Source organism: Polaromonas sp. (genome assembly GCF_030680935.1).
Taxonomy (GTDB): domain Bacteria; phylum Pseudomonadota; class Gammaproteobacteria; order Burkholderiales; family Burkholderiaceae_C; genus Polaromonas.
Map to the genome: position 1 here is coordinate 51,318 of NZ_JAUXUP010000030.1, position 19,018 is coordinate 70,335.

General features: G+C 59.9%; 15 protein-coding genes. 11 read left to right on the plus strand and 4 right to left on the minus strand.

What is annotated here, in order from left to right:
• Positions 1 to 32: 32 nt before the first annotated feature.
• The 3 genes from Q8L50_RS08565 to Q8L50_RS08575 all read right to left on the minus strand — a co-directional run bounded on the left by Q8L50_RS08565 (position 33) and on the right by Q8L50_RS08575 (position 3,078).
• Positions 33 to 1,415: a sensor histidine kinase gene (locus Q8L50_RS08565; RefSeq protein WP_305348312.1), complete on the minus strand. Its 1,383-nt coding sequence runs from the start codon at positions 1,413 to 1,415 to the stop codon at positions 33 to 35.
• Between the two features lie 190 nt (positions 1,416 to 1,605).
• Complete coding sequence (locus Q8L50_RS08570) at positions 1,606 to 2,280, minus strand: response regulator transcription factor (protein WP_305348246.1); 675 nt, start codon at positions 2,278 to 2,280, stop codon at positions 1,606 to 1,608.
• Between the two features lie 297 nt (positions 2,281 to 2,577).
• Positions 2,578 to 3,078, minus strand: coding sequence for a MarR family winged helix-turn-helix transcriptional regulator (locus Q8L50_RS08575; RefSeq protein ID WP_305348247.1), 501 nt, complete (start codon positions 3,076 to 3,078; stop codon positions 2,578 to 2,580).
• Positions 3,079 to 3,233: 155 nt separating this feature from the next.
• On the opposite strand from Q8L50_RS08575, the gene recA reads away from it, so the two are divergent.
• Positions 3,234 to 4,355, plus strand: a complete 1,122-nt coding sequence (gene recA, locus Q8L50_RS08580; RefSeq protein WP_305348248.1) for a recombinase RecA — start codon at positions 3,234 to 3,236, stop codon at positions 4,353 to 4,355.
• A 90-nt stretch (positions 4,356 to 4,445) separates the two neighbouring features.
• Positions 4,446 to 4,916 carry a recombination regulator RecX gene (gene recX / locus Q8L50_RS08585; protein WP_305348249.1) on the plus strand — a complete coding sequence of 157 codons (471 nt, stop codon included), beginning with the start codon at positions 4,446 to 4,448 and terminating at the stop codon, positions 4,914 to 4,916.
• A gap of 198 nt (positions 4,917 to 5,114) precedes the next feature.
• Here recX and argC read toward each other — a convergent pair whose 3' ends face one another.
• The gene (argC, locus tag Q8L50_RS08590; RefSeq protein ID WP_305348250.1) at positions 5,115 to 6,038 is read right to left on the minus strand and encodes an N-acetyl-gamma-glutamyl-phosphate reductase; all 924 of its coding nucleotides are present in this window, start codon (positions 6,036 to 6,038) and stop codon (positions 5,115 to 5,117) included.
• A 200-nt stretch (positions 6,039 to 6,238) separates the two neighbouring features.
• Between argC and sucC the strand changes: the two genes are divergently transcribed.
• The 9 genes from sucC (at position 6,239) to Q8L50_RS08635 (ending at position 18,972) form a co-directional block, all read left to right on the plus strand.
• Entirely contained in the window at positions 6,239 to 7,399 is a 1,161-nt protein-coding gene (gene sucC / locus Q8L50_RS08595; RefSeq protein WP_305348251.1) for an ADP-forming succinate--CoA ligase subunit beta, read from the plus strand.
• 16 nt (positions 7,400 to 7,415) lie between these two features.
• Positions 7,416 to 8,309 (plus strand): succinate--CoA ligase subunit alpha, encoded by an 894-nt coding sequence (gene sucD, locus Q8L50_RS08600; RefSeq protein WP_305348252.1) that lies wholly within the window; start codon positions 7,416 to 7,418, stop codon positions 8,307 to 8,309.
• Between the two features lie 88 nt (positions 8,310 to 8,397).
• Complete coding sequence (locus Q8L50_RS08605) at positions 8,398 to 9,099, plus strand: TerC family protein (protein ID WP_305348253.1); 702 nt, start codon at positions 8,398 to 8,400, stop codon at positions 9,097 to 9,099.
• Positions 9,100 to 9,265: 166 nt separating this feature from the next.
• Positions 9,266 to 11,935, plus strand: a complete 2,670-nt coding sequence (locus Q8L50_RS08610; RefSeq protein WP_305348254.1) for a CHASE2 domain-containing serine/threonine-protein kinase — start codon at positions 9,266 to 9,268, stop codon at positions 11,933 to 11,935.
• A gap of 10 nt (positions 11,936 to 11,945) precedes the next feature.
• Positions 11,946 to 12,731, plus strand: a complete 786-nt coding sequence (locus Q8L50_RS08615) for a Stp1/IreP family PP2C-type Ser/Thr phosphatase (protein WP_305348255.1) — start codon at positions 11,946 to 11,948, stop codon at positions 12,729 to 12,731.
• A gap of 40 nt (positions 12,732 to 12,771) precedes the next feature.
• Positions 12,772 to 13,434: an FHA domain-containing protein gene (locus tag Q8L50_RS08620; RefSeq protein ID WP_305348256.1), complete on the plus strand. Its 663-nt coding sequence runs from the start codon at positions 12,772 to 12,774 to the stop codon at positions 13,432 to 13,434.
• 63 nt (positions 13,435 to 13,497) lie between these two features.
• A complete protein-coding gene (locus Q8L50_RS08625) occupies positions 13,498 to 15,747 on the plus strand; it encodes a CHASE2 domain-containing protein (RefSeq protein ID WP_305348257.1) in 2,250 nt (749 codons plus the stop codon).
• Positions 15,748 to 15,778: 31 nt separating this feature from the next.
• The gene (locus Q8L50_RS08630; RefSeq protein ID WP_305348258.1) at positions 15,779 to 16,570 is read left to right on the plus strand and encodes an MBL fold metallo-hydrolase; all 792 of its coding nucleotides are present in this window, start codon (positions 15,779 to 15,781) and stop codon (positions 16,568 to 16,570) included.
• Positions 16,567 to 18,972, plus strand: a complete 2,406-nt coding sequence (locus tag Q8L50_RS08635; RefSeq protein ID WP_305348259.1) for a GspE/PulE family protein — start codon at positions 16,567 to 16,569, stop codon at positions 18,970 to 18,972. Before Q8L50_RS08630 ends, Q8L50_RS08635 begins: the two co-directional genes overlap by 4 nt.
• The last annotated feature ends 46 nt before the right edge of the window (positions 18,973 to 19,018 follow it).

Below are 19,018 nucleotides of genomic sequence, written 5' to 3' on the forward strand. Positions count from 1 at the left end.
GGCAGGGTTTCAGTGTAGTGATACGGCCGCAATTATTCCTGAGCCAGCTCGGCAAACCCCATGAAGCGAACGGCCACACGGGTTCCAGGCGGCGTGTGTCCGGGCAGCGCGTCGTCGACCGAGACCGTAGCGCCATGCTGGCGCGCAATTTCGTGCACGATGGCCAGCCCCAGACCGGAGCCATCGACATTGGTACCGAGGGCGCGGTAAAAAGGCTGAAACACCAGTTCGCGTTCAGCCGCGGCAATACCCGGTCCCGAGTCTTCGACCAGCAACACAATCACCCCGCTGAAGCGATCGGTCAGCAGCCGCACGGTCACCTGCCCGCTGTCCGGCGTGTAGTTCAGCGCGTTGTCCAGCAGGTTGCGCACCAGTTCCTTGAGCAGGGTCGGATTGGCCTCCAGCATGCTGGCGGGCTCGCCGGGGGGTGGGCCGTCGTAGCCCAGGTCGATGTGTTTTTCCAGTGCACGCGGCACCGAATCCTGAATCGCCTCGGACAGGACCTGCACCAGGTCCAGTCGCTGCTTGGCCAGGCTGCGGCCAGTGGCCTCGGCCCGCGCCAGTGCCAGCAGCTGGTTGACAGTGTGGGTAGCACGAATGCTGGCGCGGCCTATGTGTTTGAGCGATTTTTTCAGCTCGTCGGCATCGGTTTCGCGCTGCGCCAGGTCGGCCTGCATGCGCAGCCCGGCCAGCGGCGTTTTGAGCTGGTGTGCGGCGTCGGCCAGAAAGCGTTTCTGGGTGGTCAGCAAGACCTTGAGCCGTCCCAGCAGGTCGTTGATGGAGGACACCAGCGGCGCGACTTCCTCAGGCACGATGGTTTCGTCCAGCGGGCTCATGTCGTCGGACTTGCGCGCGCGAATGCGTTTTTCCAGCTGGTCCAGCGGCTTGATCCCGCGCACCAGCGCCAGCCAGACCAGCAGCACCGCCAGCGGCAGCGTGACAAACTGCGGCACCATCACGCCCTTGACGATTTCAGTGGCCAGCGTTTTGCGTTTTTCCAGTGTTTCGGCCACCTGCACAAGCACTGGTTGACCGTTTGGGACATCCACATTGATCCAGGTGTGGGCTATGCGCACGTCCTGGCCCTGCACGACGTCCTCGCGCAGCTGGACCTCGCCATGGGGGGAGCGGTCCTCATTAGGCGGCAGTGGCAGGTCATGCTCGCCGCTGATGAGTTCGCCGCGTGTGCCCAGCACCTGGTAGAACACCAGGTCGGTGTCGTCGGCACGCAGGATCTCGCGCGCTGGCGCGGTCAGGTTGAACTGCACCTGCTTGTTTTTGACCACGATCAGCTTGCTGAGCGCCTGCACGTTGTATTCAAGCGCGCGGTCAAAGGGTTTGCCGGCAATGTTCTGCGCCACCAGCCAGGTCAGCGCCAGGCTGATCGGCCACAGCAGCAGCAGCGGCGTGAGCATCCAGTCGAGGATTTCCCCGAAGAGGCTGCGGCGCTCGCGCTGGAAGAGTCTTAATGCCACAGCTCGAAAAGCGCAGGCGCCTTGTTTTCATTCAAGCAGGGGCCGCGGAACCGGCTTTGCCGGGCCGCAGGCGCAGTGGCCCCCTTGGGGGGCAGGGAGCTACACGAAGTGAGCGACCGTGGGGGCAACATCACCCAGGGATTTTTTCAAGGCAGTAACCCAGACCCCGTACCGTCGCAATCCGCACCGGGCCTTTTTCGATTTTTTTGCGCAGCCGGTGGATATAGACTTCGATGGCGTTATTGCTGACCTCTTCGCCCCACTCACACAGGCGCTCGACCAGCTGGTCCTTGCTGACCAGGCGGCCGGCGCGCTGCAGCAATACTTCGAGCAAACCGAGTTCCCGTGCAGACAGCTCAACCATCAGGCCGTCTATCGTCGCCACACGTCCGGCCTGGTCGTAGACCAGGGGGCCGTGTTTGATGGTGCTGCTGGCGCCGCCCATGCCGCGGCGGATCAGGGCCCGCACGCGCGCTTCGAGCTCCTGCAACGAAAATGGTTTGGCCATGTAGTCGTCGGCGCCGTAATCCAGGCCCTTGACGCGTTCTTCCACGCTGTCCGCAGCCGTGAGGATCAGCACCGGCATGGCCGAGCCGCGGGCGCGCAAACGCTTGAGCACCTCCAGACCATGCATGCGCGGCAGGCCCAGGTCCAGGATCAGCAGGTCGAACTCGGTGTTGGTCATCAGTGCGGCATCGGCCTCGGTGCCGCTGGCCACGTGGTCGGCCGCCGCCCCGGAAGCACGCAGTGTGCGCAGCAGGCCGTCAGCCAGAACCTGGTCATCTTCGGCGATCAAAATACGCATGCTTGTCTCCTGATGAGAGTCCTTGGTCGGTCCGGCGGAGCGTGCAAGGTGAAACGGCTCTGCGGCCTGTTTTCCAAATTCTAGGCTTTTATCCCTCCTGGATTGCTTACTAGCCCGGCGCCCCCCGCTTTTCGCTGCGTGTGACGCGCGAGGCCCATGTCTTTCTTCAGCCTTACCAGGCAGTGCCTGCGACGTCGACCCTGTTTGAGCGAGTTTGGCCAAGCACCAGGAGCAAAACCTGTGGCGGCGGCCTGCAAGGTGCGGGAGCTCCACGCAGTGAGCGAGCGTGGGGCATGTTTACCCTGCATACGCCTCCAGCCCAAGTGCCACCACGGTCGCCACCTCGGTGCCGACGGCCTGGCGGAACTCGGCTTCGGCCTGGCTGACCGCGGTGCGAAAGGCCTGCAGCCAGTGCAGGCCGGAAGCGGTGAACATCACGACCCGCGCGCGTTTGTCGTACGGATCGGGCTCGCGTGTGACCAGGCCCCAGGCTTCGCATTGGTCCACCAGGTCGGCCATGGCCTGTTTGCTCATGCCGGCGCTCTGCGCCAGGTCGGTCAGGCGCGAGCCGCTGACGGCCAGGTGGCGTGTGATGTGAATGTGCGCTGCGCCTACCTGCCCACGCGCGGCCAGATTCGACAGCGTCAGCGGCACGTCCACATTGCGGGCCATCAGTACCAGCACGCGTTCGTCAAAACGTCGCAAAGCGTGGCCCAGCAGACGACCCAGGTGTGTCAGGCGCCAGTTTTCTTCGTCGGCAAGTGGAGCGCCGGGGGCTGTAGCAGGGCTGGAATCCATGCCAAAAATGATACAGCTAATTGGTCAGGCAAACTGACCATAAATAGGGTTTACTTATTTCAATGGCGCCCATAAAGTACTGGTCATGCATCCAGCGCTGTGGTTAAAAGCAGAGCCGGAACAAGCAAAAAACTTCCAACCTCAAGGAGCTTTCCATGGACATGCCCAACAAGACCAATCCCGCCCTCAACACCGAAAAAGCCAAAGCCCTGCAGGCCGCGCTGGCCCAGATTGAAAAGCAGTTCGGCAAAGGCACCATCATGAAACTGGGGGCCGGCGAGGTGATCGAGGACATCCAGGTTGTCTCCACCGGCTCACTGGGCCTGGACATCGCGCTCGGTGTCGGTGGCTTGCCGCGCGGCCGGGTGGTTGAAATTTACGGCCCGGAGTCGTCCGGCAAAACCACGCTGACCCTGCAGGTGATTGCCGAAATGCAGAAACTCGGCGGCACCTGCGCTTTTGTCGATGCCGAACACGCGCTGGACATCCAGTACGCGCAAAAGCTCGGCGTGAATCTGCAAGACCTCTTGATCAGCCAGCCCGACACCGGCGAGCAGGCGCTGGAGATTGTGGATTCCCTGACCCGCTCCGGTGCGGTCGATTTGATCGTCATCGACTCTGTGGCGGCACTGACACCCAAGGCCGAGCTCGAAGGTGAAATGGGCGACTCGTTGCCCGGCCTGCAGGCCCGCCTGATGAGCCAGGCACTGCGCAAGCTGACCGCCCACATCAAGAAGGCCAACTGCATGGTGATTTTCATCAACCAGATCCGCATGAAGATCGGCGTGATGTTCGGCAGCCCCGAAACCACCACCGGCGGCAATGCGCTGAAGTTTTACGCCTCGGTGCGGCTGGATATTCGACGCATCGGCTCGATCAAGAAGGGCGAAGAGGTGGTCGGCAACGAAACCCGGGTCAAGGTGGTCAAGAACAAGGTCGCCTCACCGTTCAAGATGGCGGAGTTCGACATTCTTTACGGCGAGGGCATCAGCCGCCTGGGTGAGGTTCTGGACCTCGGTGTGGCCGGCCACATCGTCGAGAAAGCCGGTGCCTGGTACGCCTTCAACGGCGAAAAGATTGGCCAGGGCCGCGACAACTCGCGTGAATTCCTGAAGGAAAACCCGGAACTCGCCATTGAGATCGAAAACAAGGTGCGCGAGTCGCTGGGCATCCCGCTGATCCAGGATGCGGTGGGCGGCAAGCCGGAGAAAGCTGAAAAGGCTGAAAAGGCTGAAAAGGCAGAGAAAGCTGAAAAAGCCCCCAAAGCCCTGGCTTGAAGCAGGCTTGGCATCAAATCAGCCTCCAGCCCTTGGCGGACAAGCGTAAACAGCTATCAAAGCGATAGCTACCAAGCGCAAAGTTCCAGCATGAACCCAGCCAAACCAGCCGCCCCAGGCTTCGGCCTGTCCCTGAAAGGACGGGCTTTGCGCTACCTCGCTCAGCGCGAACATTCGCGCGCAGAGCTGGAGCGCAAGCTTGCCGCCCATGCCGAATCGCCCGAGCAACTGGGGCAAGTGCTGGACGAGCTACAGGCCAAAGACTTCATCAGCGAAGCGCGGGTGATTGAGTCCGTGGTCAATCGCCGGCAAGCCAAGCTGGGCGCGTCGCGCATCCGCCACGAACTGCAGGGCAAGGGCCTGGCGCCCGAAGCGGTGTTGGAGGCGATCAACAGCCTGAAAGCCAGCGAGGTCGAGCGCGCGCGCGAAGTCTGGCGCAAAAAATTCGGCGCGTCGGCAGCGGACGCGGCAGCGCGCAGCAAGCAGATGCGTTTCCTGGCGGCGCGGGGTTTCGGGGCGGACGCGATCCGCCGTGTGGTGTCGCAGGCCGACGAGGACTGAGGGGGCGGCCCTTTTCCTTTCAGCAGGGGCCGCGGGTCCGGCTTCGCCGGCCCGCAGGCGCAGCGCCCCGAGGGGCTGGAGCCTGCGGCTCCAAAGCTGCTTGAGCAGCTTTGGACAGGCGACAGAGGCGAAGCGTCTCGCGAGCCGCGGCCTGCAAGGCCTCGGGAGCTACACGCAGTGAGCGCCCGTGGGGGCCATTTATAGCCCCAGCATCAACTCGAGGTTCTGTACCGCTGCACCAGACGCGCCCTTGCCGAGGTTGTCCAGCCGGGCAATCAGCACGGCGTGGCGGAACTCTTCGTTGCCAAACACCCGCAGTTCCATTTTGTTGGTGTCGTTCAGGCCCAAGGCATCGATAGAGGTGCTCTCGCCGACCGCCTCCACCGTGACCCAGGGGCTGCCAGCGTAGTGACGACTCAAAACTTCCTCCAACTGCGCCGCCGTCGGCCGCCCCGGCAACAGGTCCAGGTGCAGCGGCAATTGAACCAGCATGCCCTGCTTGAAGTTGCCCACCGAAGGCGTGAACACCGGTCGGCGTGTCAGGCCGGTGTATTTCATGATCTCCGGCAGGTGTTTGTGGGTGAGATTCAGGCCATAGATCTGGAACAGCGGCGCTTTGCCGGCTTCATAGTCCTCGATCATGCTGCGCCCGCCACCGGAGTAACCGCTAACTGCCGGAATCGCCAGTGGATAGTCCTTGGGCAACAGGCCGGCATCGACCAGCGGGTGGATCAGCGCAATCGCACCAGTGGAATAACAACCCGGGTTGGCGACTCGATCGGCACCCGCGACAGCGTCACGCTGGCTGGGGGTCAGCTCAGGGAAACCGAACACCCAGCCTGGCGCCGTGCGGTGGGCTGTCGAGGCGTCGATGATTTTCGGACCCTTGTTGCCGCTGACGCGGGCCAAGTCATCAATCATGGCGACCGATTCGCGTGCCGCGTCATCGTGCAGGCAGAGCACCACCAGGTCGACCGTGCCCATCAAGGCGCGCTTGGCGGCAGCATCCTTGCGCAGCTCGGGCGCGATGCTGACCAGCTCAATGGCGGGCATGGCTTGCAGGCGTTCCCGGATCTGCAGACCCGTGGTTCCCGCTTCGCCGTCGATAAAAACCTTGACCATGGAGGCTTCTTCCTGTGGAAATTGCTAATTACGAAGGTGTCGGGCGCGCACAATAATTGTGCATCGCAACATGATACAGTTCTGCGCTGCTGCCTGCAGTGATCGAAGGCGTTACATTTTGGTGAATTCTGCGAAATGTGGCAGATAGACATCACGTCCCGGTGAACGCCCCTTTTTACCGACTCCTGGAAGTAATTTTCATGAAAATTCACGAATACCAAGGCACGGAAATCTTGCGCAACTTTGGTGTCCCTACGCCGCGCGGCATTCCCGCCTTCACCGTGCAGGAAGCTGTGGAAGCTGCCCAGAAACTGGGCGGTCCGGTCTGGGTGGTCAAGGCGCAAATCCACGCGGGCGGCCGTGGCAAGGGTGGCGGCGTCAAGCTGGCGCGCAGCATTGAAGAAGTCAAAAAGCTCGCCGGTGAAATCCTCGGCATGCAGCTGATCACACACCAGACCGACGCAGCCGGGCAAAAAGTCCGCCGTCTGCTGATCGAAGACGGTGCCGACATCAAGAAAGAGTACTACGTGTCGGCCGTGACCGACCGTGCCACGCAGAAGGTGGCTTTCATGGCGTCTTCCGAAGGCGGCATGGACATCGAGGAAGTGGCGCACGCCACGCCCGAAAAAATCATCAAGGTGTTTGTCGACCCGGCGCTGGGCCTGACCGATGCCCAAGCCAAAGAGCTGGCCGATGGCATGACCGTGCCGCCTGGCTCCACGGCTCAGGCCGTGGATGTGCTGCAAAAGCTCTACAAGTGCTACATGGAAACCGACTGCAGCCTGGCCGAGATCAACCCGCTGATCCTCGAAGGCAACGGCAACATCAAGGCGCTGGACGCGAAGTTCAACTTCGACCCGAACGCTCTGTTCCGCCACCCTGAAATCGTCGCTTACCGCGACCTGGACGAGGAAGACCCGGCCGAAGTCGAGGCCAGCAAGTTTGACCTGGCCTACATCAGCCTGGACGGCAACATTGGCTGCCTGGTCAACGGCGCCGGTCTGGCCATGGCCACCATGGACACCATCAAGCTGTTCGGCGGCGAGCCGGCCAACTTCCTGGACGTAGGTGGCGGCGCTACGGCGGAAAAAGTTACCGAAGCCTTCAAAATCATGCTGAAAAACCCGGATGTCAAAGGCATTCTGGTCAACATCTTCGGCGGCATCATGAAGTGCGACACCATCGCCGACGGCGTGATCACCGCCTGCAAGGCCGTGAACCTGTCGGTTCCGCTGGTGGTGCGCATGAAGGGCACCAACGAGGACCTGGGCAAGAAGATGCTGGCCGAGTCTGGCCTGCCCATCATCGCCGCAGACACGATGGCCGAAGCCGCGACCAAAATCGTCGCCGCCGTCAAATAAGCCCGGAGCCAAGAACATGTCCATCTACATCAACAAAAACACCAAAGTCATCACGCAGGGCATCACCGGCAAGACCGGCCAGTTCCATACCCGCATGTGCCGCGACTATGCCAATGGCAAGGAATGTTTCGTCGCCGGGGTGAACCCGAAAAAAGCCGGTGAAGACTTTGAAGGCATTCCGATTTTTGCCAACGTGACCGAGGCTGCCAAGGCCACCGGCGCCACGGTGTCGGTGATCTACGTGCCGCCCGCAGGCGCTGCGGCCGCTATTTGGGAAGCCGTGGAAGCCAACCTCGATCTGGCGATTTGCATCACCGAAGGCATCCCGGTGCGCGACATGCTGGAAGTGCGCAACCGCATGAAGGCCAAGGAAGCCGCGGGCGGCAAACGCACCCTGCTGCTGGGCCCCAACTGCCCCGGTCTGATCACGCCGGAAGAAATCAAGATCGGCATCATGCCCGGTCACATCCATCGCAAGGGTCGCATTGGCGTGGTCAGCCGCTCCGGCACGCTGACCTACGAAGCCGTGGCGCAGCTGACAGAAATTGGCCTCGGCCAATCCAGCGCCGTGGGTATTGGCGGCGACCCGATCAACGGCCTGAAGCATATCGACGTGATGCGCGCCTTCAATGACGACCCGGACACAGACGCCGTCATCATGATTGGCGAAATCGGCGGTCCGGATGAAGCCGAAGCAGCCATCTGGTGCAAGGCCAACATGAAAAAACCGATTGTTGGCTTCATCGCCGGCGTGACCGCCCCGGCCGGCAAACGCATGGGCCATGCCGGTGCGCTGATCTCCGGTGGCGCCGACACGGCCGATGCCAAACTCGCCATCATGGAAGAATGCGGCTTTACGGTGACGCGCAATCCCTCTGAAATGGCCAAATTGCTGAAAGCACTGCTTTGAAATAGAGGCGTATTGCGGTTAGCCACAACAGACAGGCCGATTGCCATCGCTGACAATCGGTCTTTTTCATTTCTCTCGAGAGGTTTCCATGGAAGAGTTCATGACGGCGAGCTTCTGGCTTGCGGTGGGTCAGATCATCATGATCGACATCCTGCTGGGTGGCGACAACGCGGTAGTGATTGCCCTGGCCTGCCGAAACCTGCCTCCCAAGCAGCGAACCCAGGGCATTATTTACGGCACCATGGGCGCGATCGTGCTGCGCGTGATCCTGATTGCTTTTGCACTTGCCCTGCTGGCCGTGCCTTACCTCAAGATCGTGGGCGCCGTTTTGCTGCTGTGGATCGGTATCAAGCTGTTGCAGCCTGAAGGCGAAGATGCGCACAACATCAGCTCCAGCGACAAGCTCTGGGGCGCCGTCAAAACGGTCATCATCGCCGATCTGGTGATGAGCGTGGACAACGTGTTGGCGATTGCCGGCGCGGCGCAGGGCGCCCACCAGGATCACCAGTTGGCGCTGGTTATTTTCGGTCTTCTGGTCAGTATTCCCATCATCGTCTGGGGCAGTACGATGGTTCTCAAGCTGATGGGGCGTTTTCCAGTCATCATCACCCTGGGCGCCATGTTATTGGGCTGGATTGCTGGTCAGATGGCTTACACCGACCCTGCGATCAAGGCCTATGTGCCGGCATCGGCGTTTTGGGGGTATGCGGCGGCCGCGGTCGGCGCGTTGCTGGTATTGGCGGCGGGCAAATTGATGCAGGCGCGCCAAAAACCGGCTGACCCGGTCTGAGTGGCCGGGCTTTGTGCAAAAGTCCCTTGTCCGCCTTGAAGCTGTCTGTTAATGTCCACAATCGAGGATTTGTAACTGGCCGGTGACGTCGGTGGGTGCCAATTGAGTACAAAAGAAGAGTCGGCATGCAGACGGACAGCTAGCAAACCAGGACAAAGGGCGGGACGTGGCCACATCATCAAGTAAGCGCAGGCAATTCTGGCGGGCCGACTGGTTTGTTGGCGTTCTTGTGGTGCTGGCGGTGCTGGTCTTGCACAGTGCCAGCGATTTTTTTGCCACCCTGGAGCGCCGTTATTACGACTTTGCCAGCACCAGCACCTCCCGTCAGCCCTCTGACCGCATTGCGATTATTGCGATTGACGACCAAAGCATTGCCAACATAGGTCGCTGGCCCTGGCCCCGCGACGTGCACGCCCAGCTGATCGACAAGCTGGCTACCGCCAAAGCCAAAACGATTGCGCACACCGCTTTCTTTTTTGAGCCGCAAACCGACCGCGGACTGGTGTTCATTCGCAAGATCAAGGAAACTCTGGGCCAGACAGTTGACCCCGCGGTTTCCCCGGGCGGGCTCAATGAGCAACTCGGCAAGGTGATTGAAGACGCCGAGGTAGCCCTGGATACTGACGCCAAGCTGGCGACCAGCATGACCAAGGCCGGCAATGTGCTGGTTCCGTCGGTGTTTGTGCTGGGTGAGCCGCAGGGCAAGGCAGACAACCCCCTGCCGGCATTCGCCCTTAAAAGCGCGGTTGATGAGCCTCGCGGCTTTTCCCTGCCAGCCGTTCGCGGGCAACAGCCCATCGAGATCATTGGCAGCAGCGCCGCGGGCGTCGGACATCTGAACCAACTGACCGATGTCGATGGCGCGGTACGCCAGGAGCCCCTGCTGATCAATTACTACGGCAAGGCAGTGCCCTCCATGGGGCTGCTGGCGGCGATCAAAAGCCTGAACCTGTCGGTCGCTGATGTCCGGCTTAACGGCGGTGAGTCGGTCCAGATCGGCAAGCTGCGTATCGCCACCGACGAGGCCGCGCTGATGCTGCCGCAGTTCTACAAGGGCCGCGATGGCAAGCCCGCCTTCGCGGTGGACTCTTTTTACGACGTGTTGACCGGAAAGATCCCGGCCAGCAAGTACACCGACAAGATTGTGATCATCGGCGCGACAGCTGCCGGTGTTGGTACCCAGTTCCCGACGCCGGCCGGTGCCGGACTTTCGCCGGCTGAGACTATTGCCCACATTACATCAAGCATTCTGAGCGAGCACTTCATCGTTCAGCCCGCCTGGGGTATCTGGGCCATGCTGCTTGTTTTGCTGGTGGTGGCCGCGTATCTGATCGTCGGCCTGCCGCGCCTGTCTGCCGGCAAGGCGGCGGGTGTGACGCTGATGCTGTTCGTGTTGCTGCTGGTGCTTGAGTTCGGCTTGTTGTCGGCAGCGGCGACCTGGCTCAAGCTGGTATTTCCGGCGGCGCTGCTGGTGATCGGGCATCTGGCGCTGACCACCAAGCGTTTCCTGATGACCGAGGCCGGCAAACTCAAATCTGATGAAGAGTCGGCTGAAACAAACCGCATGATGGGCTTGGCCTTACAGGGCCAGGGCCAGCTGGACATGGCCTTTGACCGGTTCCGCCGCGTACCGTTTACCGATGCGTTGATGGACAACATGAACAACCTGGCACTCGATTTCGAGCGCAAGCGGCAGTTCAACAAGGCCCAGGCCGTGTATGAATACATGGCCACATACAACAAGAACCACAAAGACCTTCAATCCAGACTCAACCGCGCCAAAAACCTGTCTGAAACCGTCATTTTGGGCGGTGGCGGCGCGCATCCTGGCGGGACCATGCTGCTCGATGGCGGCGGGGTTGAAAAGCCGATGCTCGGTCGTTATCAGGTTGAAAAGGAGCTTGGCAAGGGTGCGATGGGCGTGGTGTATCTGGGCAAAGACCCGAAGATTGGACGGGTGGTGGCGATCAAGACCATGGCCCTCAGTCAGGAGTTTGAGGGCGATGAGCTGACGGATGCCCGTGAGCGATTCTTCCGGGAAGCCGAAACGGCGGGGCGCCTGCAGCACCAGAACATCGTGACGATTTTTGATGCCGGCGAGGAGCACGACCTGGCCTACATCGCCATGGAGTTTCTCAAGGGCAAGGACCTGGCCGATGTGACCAAAGACGGCCACTTGCTGCCCATTCCCAAGGTGCTGTCGATCGTGGCGCGGGTGGCCGAAGCACTGGCGTACGCCCACAAGCAAAACGTAGTGCATCGGGACATCAAACCCGCCAATATCATGTACGACCCTGACAGTGACACGGTCAAGGTCACCGATTTCGGCATCGCGCGCATCACCGATTCGAGTAAAACCAAAACGGGTCTGGTACTGGGTACGCCGAGTTTCATGTCGCCCGAGCAGATTGCCGGCAAAAAAGTGGATGGGCGCTCGGATCTGTATTCGCTGGGTGTAATGCTGTTCCAGATGCTGGCGGGCGTACTGCCTTTCCGGGGCGATTCCATGGCCGAGTTGATGTACAAGATTGCCAACGAAACCGGGCCGGATATCCGTGTCATCCGGTCCGAGCTGCCGGTCCGGCTGGCTGAAATCGTGGCCTTGTCCATTGGCAAAAAACCCGAGACGCGGTATCAGGATGGTGACCAGTTCGCGAAGGACCTGCGCGATATGGTTGCAGCATTGGCCGCAAGCCCGGTGGCTGCCAATGTAAGCACTCCGGCGCCTGGTGCGCCGGTTGCAGACACTGAAAAGACGGTGGCATTTTCCACGACCGGGCAGGCTTCATTTGAAAAAACAATAGCCGCCCAGGCCCCAACAGATTCGAAGGCATAAGAACAATACGATGATTTACGAGATTTGCACCCAGACTGATCCTGGATTGGCGCGCGACAACAATGAAGACTCGGTGACGTTTGATGCCGCCACGCGGCTTTGCATACTGGCCGACGGAATGGGCGGCTACAACGCAGGCGAGATCGCCAGCGGCATGGCCACAGCCTTCATCAAATCGGAGCTTGGGCGCTGGCTGTCGCAGGCGGGTAGAAATGCCAACAGCAAGGAGGTCCGGCGTGCCATGGAGATCTGCGTGGAAAACGCCAACCATTCCATTTTTAACGCTGCCAACTCCAACCCTCAGTATTCAGGCATGGGAACAACGCTGGTGGTCGGTGTCTTCCAGAATACGCGCCTGATGCTGGGCCATATCGGGGATTCGCGCTGTTACCGCTGGCGGGCAGGACAGCTACAGCAGATCACGAAGGACCACTCCCTGTTGCAAGAGCAGCTTGACGCGGGGCTGATTACGCCGGAGCAGGCCCTGACCTCACTGAACAAAAACCTGGTGACGCGGGCCCTGGGTGTGGAGGATGCAGTGTTGCTGGAAGTCAACGAACACCGCGTGGAGCTGGGCGATATTTACCTGATGTGCTCCGACGGCTTGTCGGACATGATCAGCGACGAGGCGATTGCGGCTATTCTATTGGGCGCAAGATCACTCGATCAGACCGCCAGGGAGCTCGTGATTGCCGCCAACGAGGGCGGCGGCCGGGACAATATTTCGGTGTTGCTGGCCCAAGCCGGTGAGGCTTCGGTCAAACGCGGGCTACTATCGAGGATGTTGGGGAAGTAGCCGGATCGCGTGCCCCATTAAAACTAGACAGGAGTCGGCCATGCCGAAAATGATCGTCTCGATTGACGGTGTCGTGATCAAGGAGATCCAGCTGACCAAGGACCGCACGTCTTTGGGACGCAGGCCTTACAACGACATAGTGATTGACAACCTCGCCGTCAGCGGAGAACACGCTGTCTTGCAGATGTCTGGTAACGAGGTCTTTGTAGAGGACTTGAACAGTACCAATGGCACGTACCTGAACGGCAAAGCGGTCAAAAAACAGCAGCTCAGCAACGGCGATACCGTGGAGATTGGCAAGTACAAGATCAAGTACGTGAACGAGGCGGCAAGTCCTGGCTTCGAAAAAACCATGATCATCAAGGCCGGCTCCGCCGGCTTGGTGGCCCCTGCCGGTGGAGCCACAGCTGCGGGCACCCCGACGCCTGCTACGGGTGCTGGCGGCTCAGCGGCGATCAAGGTCATGTCGGGCGCGGCGGCTGGTCGGGAGGTCGCGCTGGTCAAGGTGGTCACCACCATTGGCAAGCCCGGGGTGGCAGTCGCTGCCATTACCAAGCGGCCCCAGGGTTTTGTGGTGGCGCATGTGGAAGGCAGCAACAAACCGACACTGAACGGCACGCCGATAGGTGTGGAGCCGGTCTCCCTGAAAAACGGTGATTTGCTGGAGCTTGCAGGCACACAAATGCAATTCGTACAGCGCTGACCGGCAGGTCCTCCCGTCCCGGCCCGGAAAGTACACTGCAAGCGCGGCACTTCAAGAGGCCTTATGCGACTCTTTTTCCGGCACTGGCCTCGCATTGCCGTCACACTGATCCCGCTTGTTTTCGCCCTGCTGCATGCTGGTGGTGTCGTGCGCCTCGACGTTTTGCAGCGCCTCGACGACATCCTGTATGACGCGCGGCTGCGCGCCACAATGCCGCGGACGCTGGACGAGCGTATCGTCATCGTCGATATCGACGAAAAAAGCCTTGCTGAAGTCGGTCGCTGGCCCTGGGGGCGCGACAAGCTGGCCGCACTGGTGCAGGAGCTGCTGGAGCAGCAAAAAGCCGCACTGCTGGGTTTTGATGTATTTTTCCCCGAGCCGGACGAGAGTTCGGGGCTGAAGCGACTGCTTCAACTCGCCAGGAATGAACTGCGTGACCAGCCCGGTTTCAGCGAGAGACTGGCGCAATTGCAGGGGTCGCTGGACTACGACGCGATTTTTGCCAAGTCCCTGGAAAAGCAGCCCGTGGTGCTGGGTTATTACTTCACCAGTGACAGCGGAGGACTCGTCAGTGGTGTCCTGCCTGCCCCGGTCATGCAACAGGAGGCGTTGCGCGGACGACCTATCCGGTTCGTCAGCTACAGTGGTTATGGCTCCAATATCGAGCCGCTGGCCGGCGTGGCTGCCCTGGCGGGCCATACCAACCCGATAGTGGAGGGCGACGGCGTCGTCCGCTCCATCCCCGTGATTGCGGAATACAAGGACAAGTATTACGAGTCTTTGTCGCTGGCCATGTTTCGCCTGCTGACGGGGTTGCCAAGCGTAGAGCCAGGTTTCCCGCAGGAAAAATTCCTGTCTCGCAACTATCAGGGCCTGGAGAGCATTTTGCTCAAGCAGGGCAACAAGACAATGGCTCTTCCTGTGGACCAACGGGTGACAACCCTGGTGCCATTTCGGGGACCGGGCGGACCCAACGGAGGCTCTTTCAGATATGTGTCGGCGTCCGATGTACTGGCCAAACGGGTGGCACCGGGTCAATTGAAGGACAAAATTTTGCTGTTGGGCACCACCGCGCCGGGTTTGCTCGATCTGCGGGTCACGCCTGTCGGAGAGGCTTATCCCGGTGTGGAGATCCACGCGAACATGATTTCCGGATTTCTCGATGGCAAGGTGTTTGTCAAGCCGGACTATGCGGTTGGATTTGAAGTGGTCATTCTTTTTCTGTCGGGGCTGACCCTTGCCCTGGCGTTGCCGGCGCTGTCAGCGCCCAAGGCGGTGGCGACCAGTGCGGGCGTGATTGCGGCGCTGGTTGGCCTTGATTTCTGGCTTTACTCGGTTTACGGCCTGGTGCTGCCGCTTGCCACCGCCCTGGTCATGGCGTTCACCGCGTTTGCGCTGAACATGAGTTACGGCTACTTTGTCGAGAGCCGTTCCAAGCGGGAGCTGGCCAATCTGTTCGGGACCTACGTGCCGCCCGAACTGGTTGATGAAATGGTCAAGGACCCCGACAGTTACACGATGAAGGCGTCGGCCAAGGAATTGACGGTGATGTTCTGCGATATGCGCGGCTTCACCAAGATGTCAGAGACCATGGAGCCCACGCAGCTTCAGGCCCTGCTCAACAGCGTGTTCAGCCGCCTGACCGATCTGATCCGCGGCAATCGTGGCACGATCGACAAATACATGGGTGACTGCGTCATGGCCTTTTGGGGCGCGCCTGTAGAAACGCCGGATCATGCCAGCTTGGCCGTCAAGACTTCGCTGGAGATGGTGTTGGCCGTGCGCGAGCTCAATGTAGAGCACCGGGCCAAGGGTCTGCCCGAGATTGGCATTGGGATCGGGCTCAACACCGGCAGCATGTGTGTGGGCGACATGGGGTCTGACATCCGGCGCAGCTATACCGTCATCGGCGACGCGGTCAATCTGGGCTCGCGCCTGGAGGGGCTTTCAAAAACTTATGGCGTTGATACGGTGGTCAGCGAATCAACCCGCCGACTTTCCACCGACTTTGCATGGCAGGAGCTCGACAAGGTCCGGGTCAAGGGAAAAGACCAGGCCGTGGCGATCTTTTGCCCTGTGGCCGCATTAGGCCGGCCGGGCAAAGAGTATGCCGCTGAACTCAAGGAGTGGGGCCTGGCGCTCAAGGCCTACCGCGACCAGGATTGGGATGCTTGCGACGTGCACCTGCTCAATTTACAGCGCATGAATGCGCAAAAGTACCTTTACCGGCTGTATGCTGAGCGTGTAGCCTCCCTGAGGGTGTTGCCGTTCGACCCAGAGTGGGACGGCGCGACCAACTTCGAAACCAAATAACAGCCTGCCCGTACATCAGGCCCCCAAAACGATGAAAGTCCGTGTACTCGGTTGTTCAGGAGCGATTGCCAAGGGTTGCCGGACTACGTCGTTCCTGCTCGACCACGATGTACTGGTGGACGCGGGGACTGGCGTGGGCGACCTGACGCTTGATGAGATGCGCGGCATTGATCACGTCTTGCTGACCCACTCCCATCTGGATCACGTCGCGGCATTGCCCTTGATGGCTGATGCGATTGCCTCGCAGCGAACCTCCCCCATTCAGGTTCACGCCTTGCAGGGCACCATCGATGCGCTGAAGACGCATATTTTCAACGACACCATCTGGCCGGACTTTTCAAGAATCCCCACGCCGGAAGCCCCTTTTGTGAGCTTTCACCCTCTGACCATTGGCCAGACTCTTTTGCTTGCAGGAAAGTATGTCGAGGTATTGCCGGCGGTTCACACCGTGCCTGCGGTCGGTTATGCGGTGGCTGCCGGAGCCGGCTACTGGGTCTTTACCGGGGACACTGAGCGTAATCCAGCGCTTTGGGCAAGGATCAACCAGCTCAATGTGGCCATGCTGGTGATTGAAACTGCCTTTAGCAACCGTGAGCGTGACCTGGCCAAGCGCAGTCTGCATTTGTCTCCACATGCGCTTGCCATTGAGCTGGACTGCATCGACAAGGGCAGGAATTACCCAATCTACATCACCCACACCAAGCCAGCAGAAACCGACTTGATCATGGCCGAAATACAGCGTTTCGACCAGACAGCGCCTTTCGGCCCCAACGTCACCCACGACATACGCTGGCTGCGCGCAGGTCAGGAGTTTGAACTATGAGTGCCGTTCTCCAGCGCGACCCCGAAGACCAGTTTTTTGACTCGCAAATGCTGCCCCCGCAAGAGCGGGGCGTGACCTTTGAAGCTCTGTATTTTCGCCAGCTGCAACTGGTGACCAATCGTATTCATGAGACTGAAAACATTGACCAGATCATGCTGGAAGCCAGCCAGGACATCTGCAAGCTCTTTAATGCGGACAGGTTGACCCTGTATGCGGTCAATGAAGACCGCAGCTCCATCGTCTCCAAGGTCAAAACCGGCCTGAACACCAGTCGCGATCTGAAGCTGCCCATCAGTGCGCAAAGCATCGCGGGTTATGTGGCGCTGTCGAAGGCCATGGTGAACATCGCCGATGTCTATGACGAGGAAGCGCTCAAGAAAATCCATCCCAACCTGAGTTTCCTGCAAGAGGTGGACAAGCGCTCAGGCTACCGCACCAAGCAAATGCTGGTTGCGCCGGTGATGGATGGCAACACCTTGTATGGTGTTCTTCAGGTCATCAACAACCGTAGTGACCAACCCTTTGCCAAGCTTGAGGAAGATGGCGCGCAGCAACTCTGCAAAACACTGGGTATTGCCATTCGACAGCGCATGCAAAGGGCTGAGGACGGCCAGCGACGCCGGGCCACCAAATACGACGGACTGGTCGCCGAAGGGGTGCTGTCTCAGGACGAGCTGCAGCAGTGCATCCAGAAGGCGCGGGAGGAAGGCCAGTCGGTAGAACACCTCTTGATGGCCGACTACCGGATTCGGCCCCCGCAAATTGGTGCATCGTTAGCCAAGTTTTTTGGCGTTCCCTACGAGGGCTTCAATGCCGGACGCATTCGTTCTGAAATGCTGCACGGCCTTCTCAAGCGCCACTTCGTTGAGCAGCAAAGCTGGATGCCGCTGGAAGAAACACCCGATGGGCTGGTCATCATGTGTGTGGACCCAGAGGCCGTGCGCGGCGCCAGGGTGGTGCCGCAGGTGTTTTCCAAAAACACGAAATTTGCCTATCGCGTCACCACACAAACCGAGTTTGACGAAACCCTGGCGCAGCTCTTTGGCGCGGGCAACGAAGGTGGCTCCATCGACCAGCTACTGGCCGACATGGATTCGCCGCTTGAAAACGATGCCAGTGACGACTCGGCACTGGAGTCAGCCGCTGCGGACAACGAGCTGGTCAAGTTTGTCAACAAAGTCATCATTGATGCGTACAAGCAGAAGGTGTCCGATATCCACATTGAGCCCATGCCGGGCAAGGCCAAGACCGGCATCCGCTTTCGCATCGACGGCACTTTGCAGCCCTATATTGAAGTGCCAGCGCAGTTTCGTCAGGCCATGGTGACGCGGCTCAAGATCATGTGTGACCTGGACATTTCTGAAAAGCGCAAACCGCAAGACGGCAAGATCAAGTTCAAGAAATACGGGCCACTCGACATTGAGTTGCGGGTAGCCACCATTCCGTCAGCCGGCGGTGTGGAGGACGTGGTCATGCGTATCCTGGCGGCGGGTGAACCCATACCGCTGGAGAAGCTGGGCCTGACAGCGCACAACAAAGAGCGTCTGGAGAAAACGGTTTCCAAACCTTATGGACTGTTTTATGTGTGCGGTCCCACCGGCTCGGGCAAAACCACCACGCTGCACTCCATCCTGAAGTTCTTGAACACGCCGGACACCAAAATCTGGACCGCCGAAGACCCGGTGGAGATCACGCAGAAGGGTTTGCGCCAGGTACAGATCAACAAAAAGGCCGGCATAGACTTTGCACTGGTGATGCGGGCTTTTTTGCGCGCCGACCCGGACATCATCATGGTGGGCGAGTCGCGTGACAAAGAGACGGTTTCGATGGGGGTAGAGGCTTCGCTCACAGGTCACATGGTGTTTTCCACCCTGCATACCAATTCAGCGCCGGAATCGATCACCCGCTTGCTGGACATGGGCATGGACCCCTTCAACTTTGCCGATGCGCTGCTCGGCATATTGGCCCAGCGCCTGGCGAAGAAACTGTGTGACTGCAAAGAGGCGTATCAACCGAATGCCCAGGAAGTCAAGGACTTCGTCAAGGAATATTCGGAAGAACTGCGGAACACGGAAGTCTGGAAGGCCGATCCAGGAGGTGAAGCACAACAGCTGCTGGATGACTGGATGACCCATTACGGCAAAGACGGTCACCTCACCCTTTACCGCGCCAAGGGTTGCGACAAGTGCAACCAGACCGGCTACAAAGGGCGCATTGGCCTGCATGAGCTCATGATTGCCGACGATGCCGCCAAAAAACTGATTCAGGAACGAGCCCGGGTGGCAGAGTTGTTTTCTGCGGCCGTCAACAGTGGCATGCGGACCTTGAAGATGGACGGGATGGAAAAGGTGCTCATGGGGCTGACCGATCTGAAAATGGTTCGGTCGGTTTGCATCAAGTGACAAAACTGTCGCTTCCTGCCTCCGGGCTGACAGGAAAGGTCAATTT

Coding starts and splice junctions, on each gene's coding strand:
- Q8L50_RS08565 (WP_305348312.1), bottom strand. CDS start 1,415: ATGCTCACGCCGCTGCTGCTGCTGTGGCCGATCAGCCTGGCGCTGACC.
- Q8L50_RS08570 (WP_305348246.1), bottom strand. CDS start 2,280: ATGCGTATTTTGATCGCCGAAGATGACCAGGTTCTGGCTGACGGCCTG.
- Q8L50_RS08575 (WP_305348247.1), bottom strand. CDS start 3,078: ATGGATTCCAGCCCTGCTACAGCCCCCGGCGCTCCACTTGCCGACGAA.
- recA (WP_305348248.1), top strand. CDS start 3,234: ATGGACATGCCCAACAAGACCAATCCCGCCCTCAACACCGAAAAAGCC.
- recX (WP_305348249.1), top strand. CDS start 4,446: ATGAACCCAGCCAAACCAGCCGCCCCAGGCTTCGGCCTGTCCCTGAAA.
- argC (WP_305348250.1), bottom strand. CDS start 6,038: ATGGTCAAGGTTTTTATCGACGGCGAAGCGGGAACCACGGGTCTGCAG.
- sucC (WP_305348251.1), top strand. CDS start 6,239: ATGAAAATTCACGAATACCAAGGCACGGAAATCTTGCGCAACTTTGGT.
- sucD (WP_305348252.1), top strand. CDS start 7,416: ATGTCCATCTACATCAACAAAAACACCAAAGTCATCACGCAGGGCATC.
- Q8L50_RS08605 (WP_305348253.1), top strand. CDS start 8,398: ATGGAAGAGTTCATGACGGCGAGCTTCTGGCTTGCGGTGGGTCAGATC.
- Q8L50_RS08615 (WP_305348255.1), top strand. CDS start 11,946: ATGATTTACGAGATTTGCACCCAGACTGATCCTGGATTGGCGCGCGAC.
- Q8L50_RS08620 (WP_305348256.1), top strand. CDS start 12,772: ATGCCGAAAATGATCGTCTCGATTGACGGTGTCGTGATCAAGGAGATC.
- Q8L50_RS08625 (WP_305348257.1), top strand. CDS start 13,498: ATGCGACTCTTTTTCCGGCACTGGCCTCGCATTGCCGTCACACTGATC.
- Q8L50_RS08630 (WP_305348258.1), top strand. CDS start 15,779: ATGAAAGTCCGTGTACTCGGTTGTTCAGGAGCGATTGCCAAGGGTTGC.
- Q8L50_RS08635 (WP_305348259.1), top strand. CDS start 16,567: ATGAGTGCCGTTCTCCAGCGCGACCCCGAAGACCAGTTTTTTGACTCG.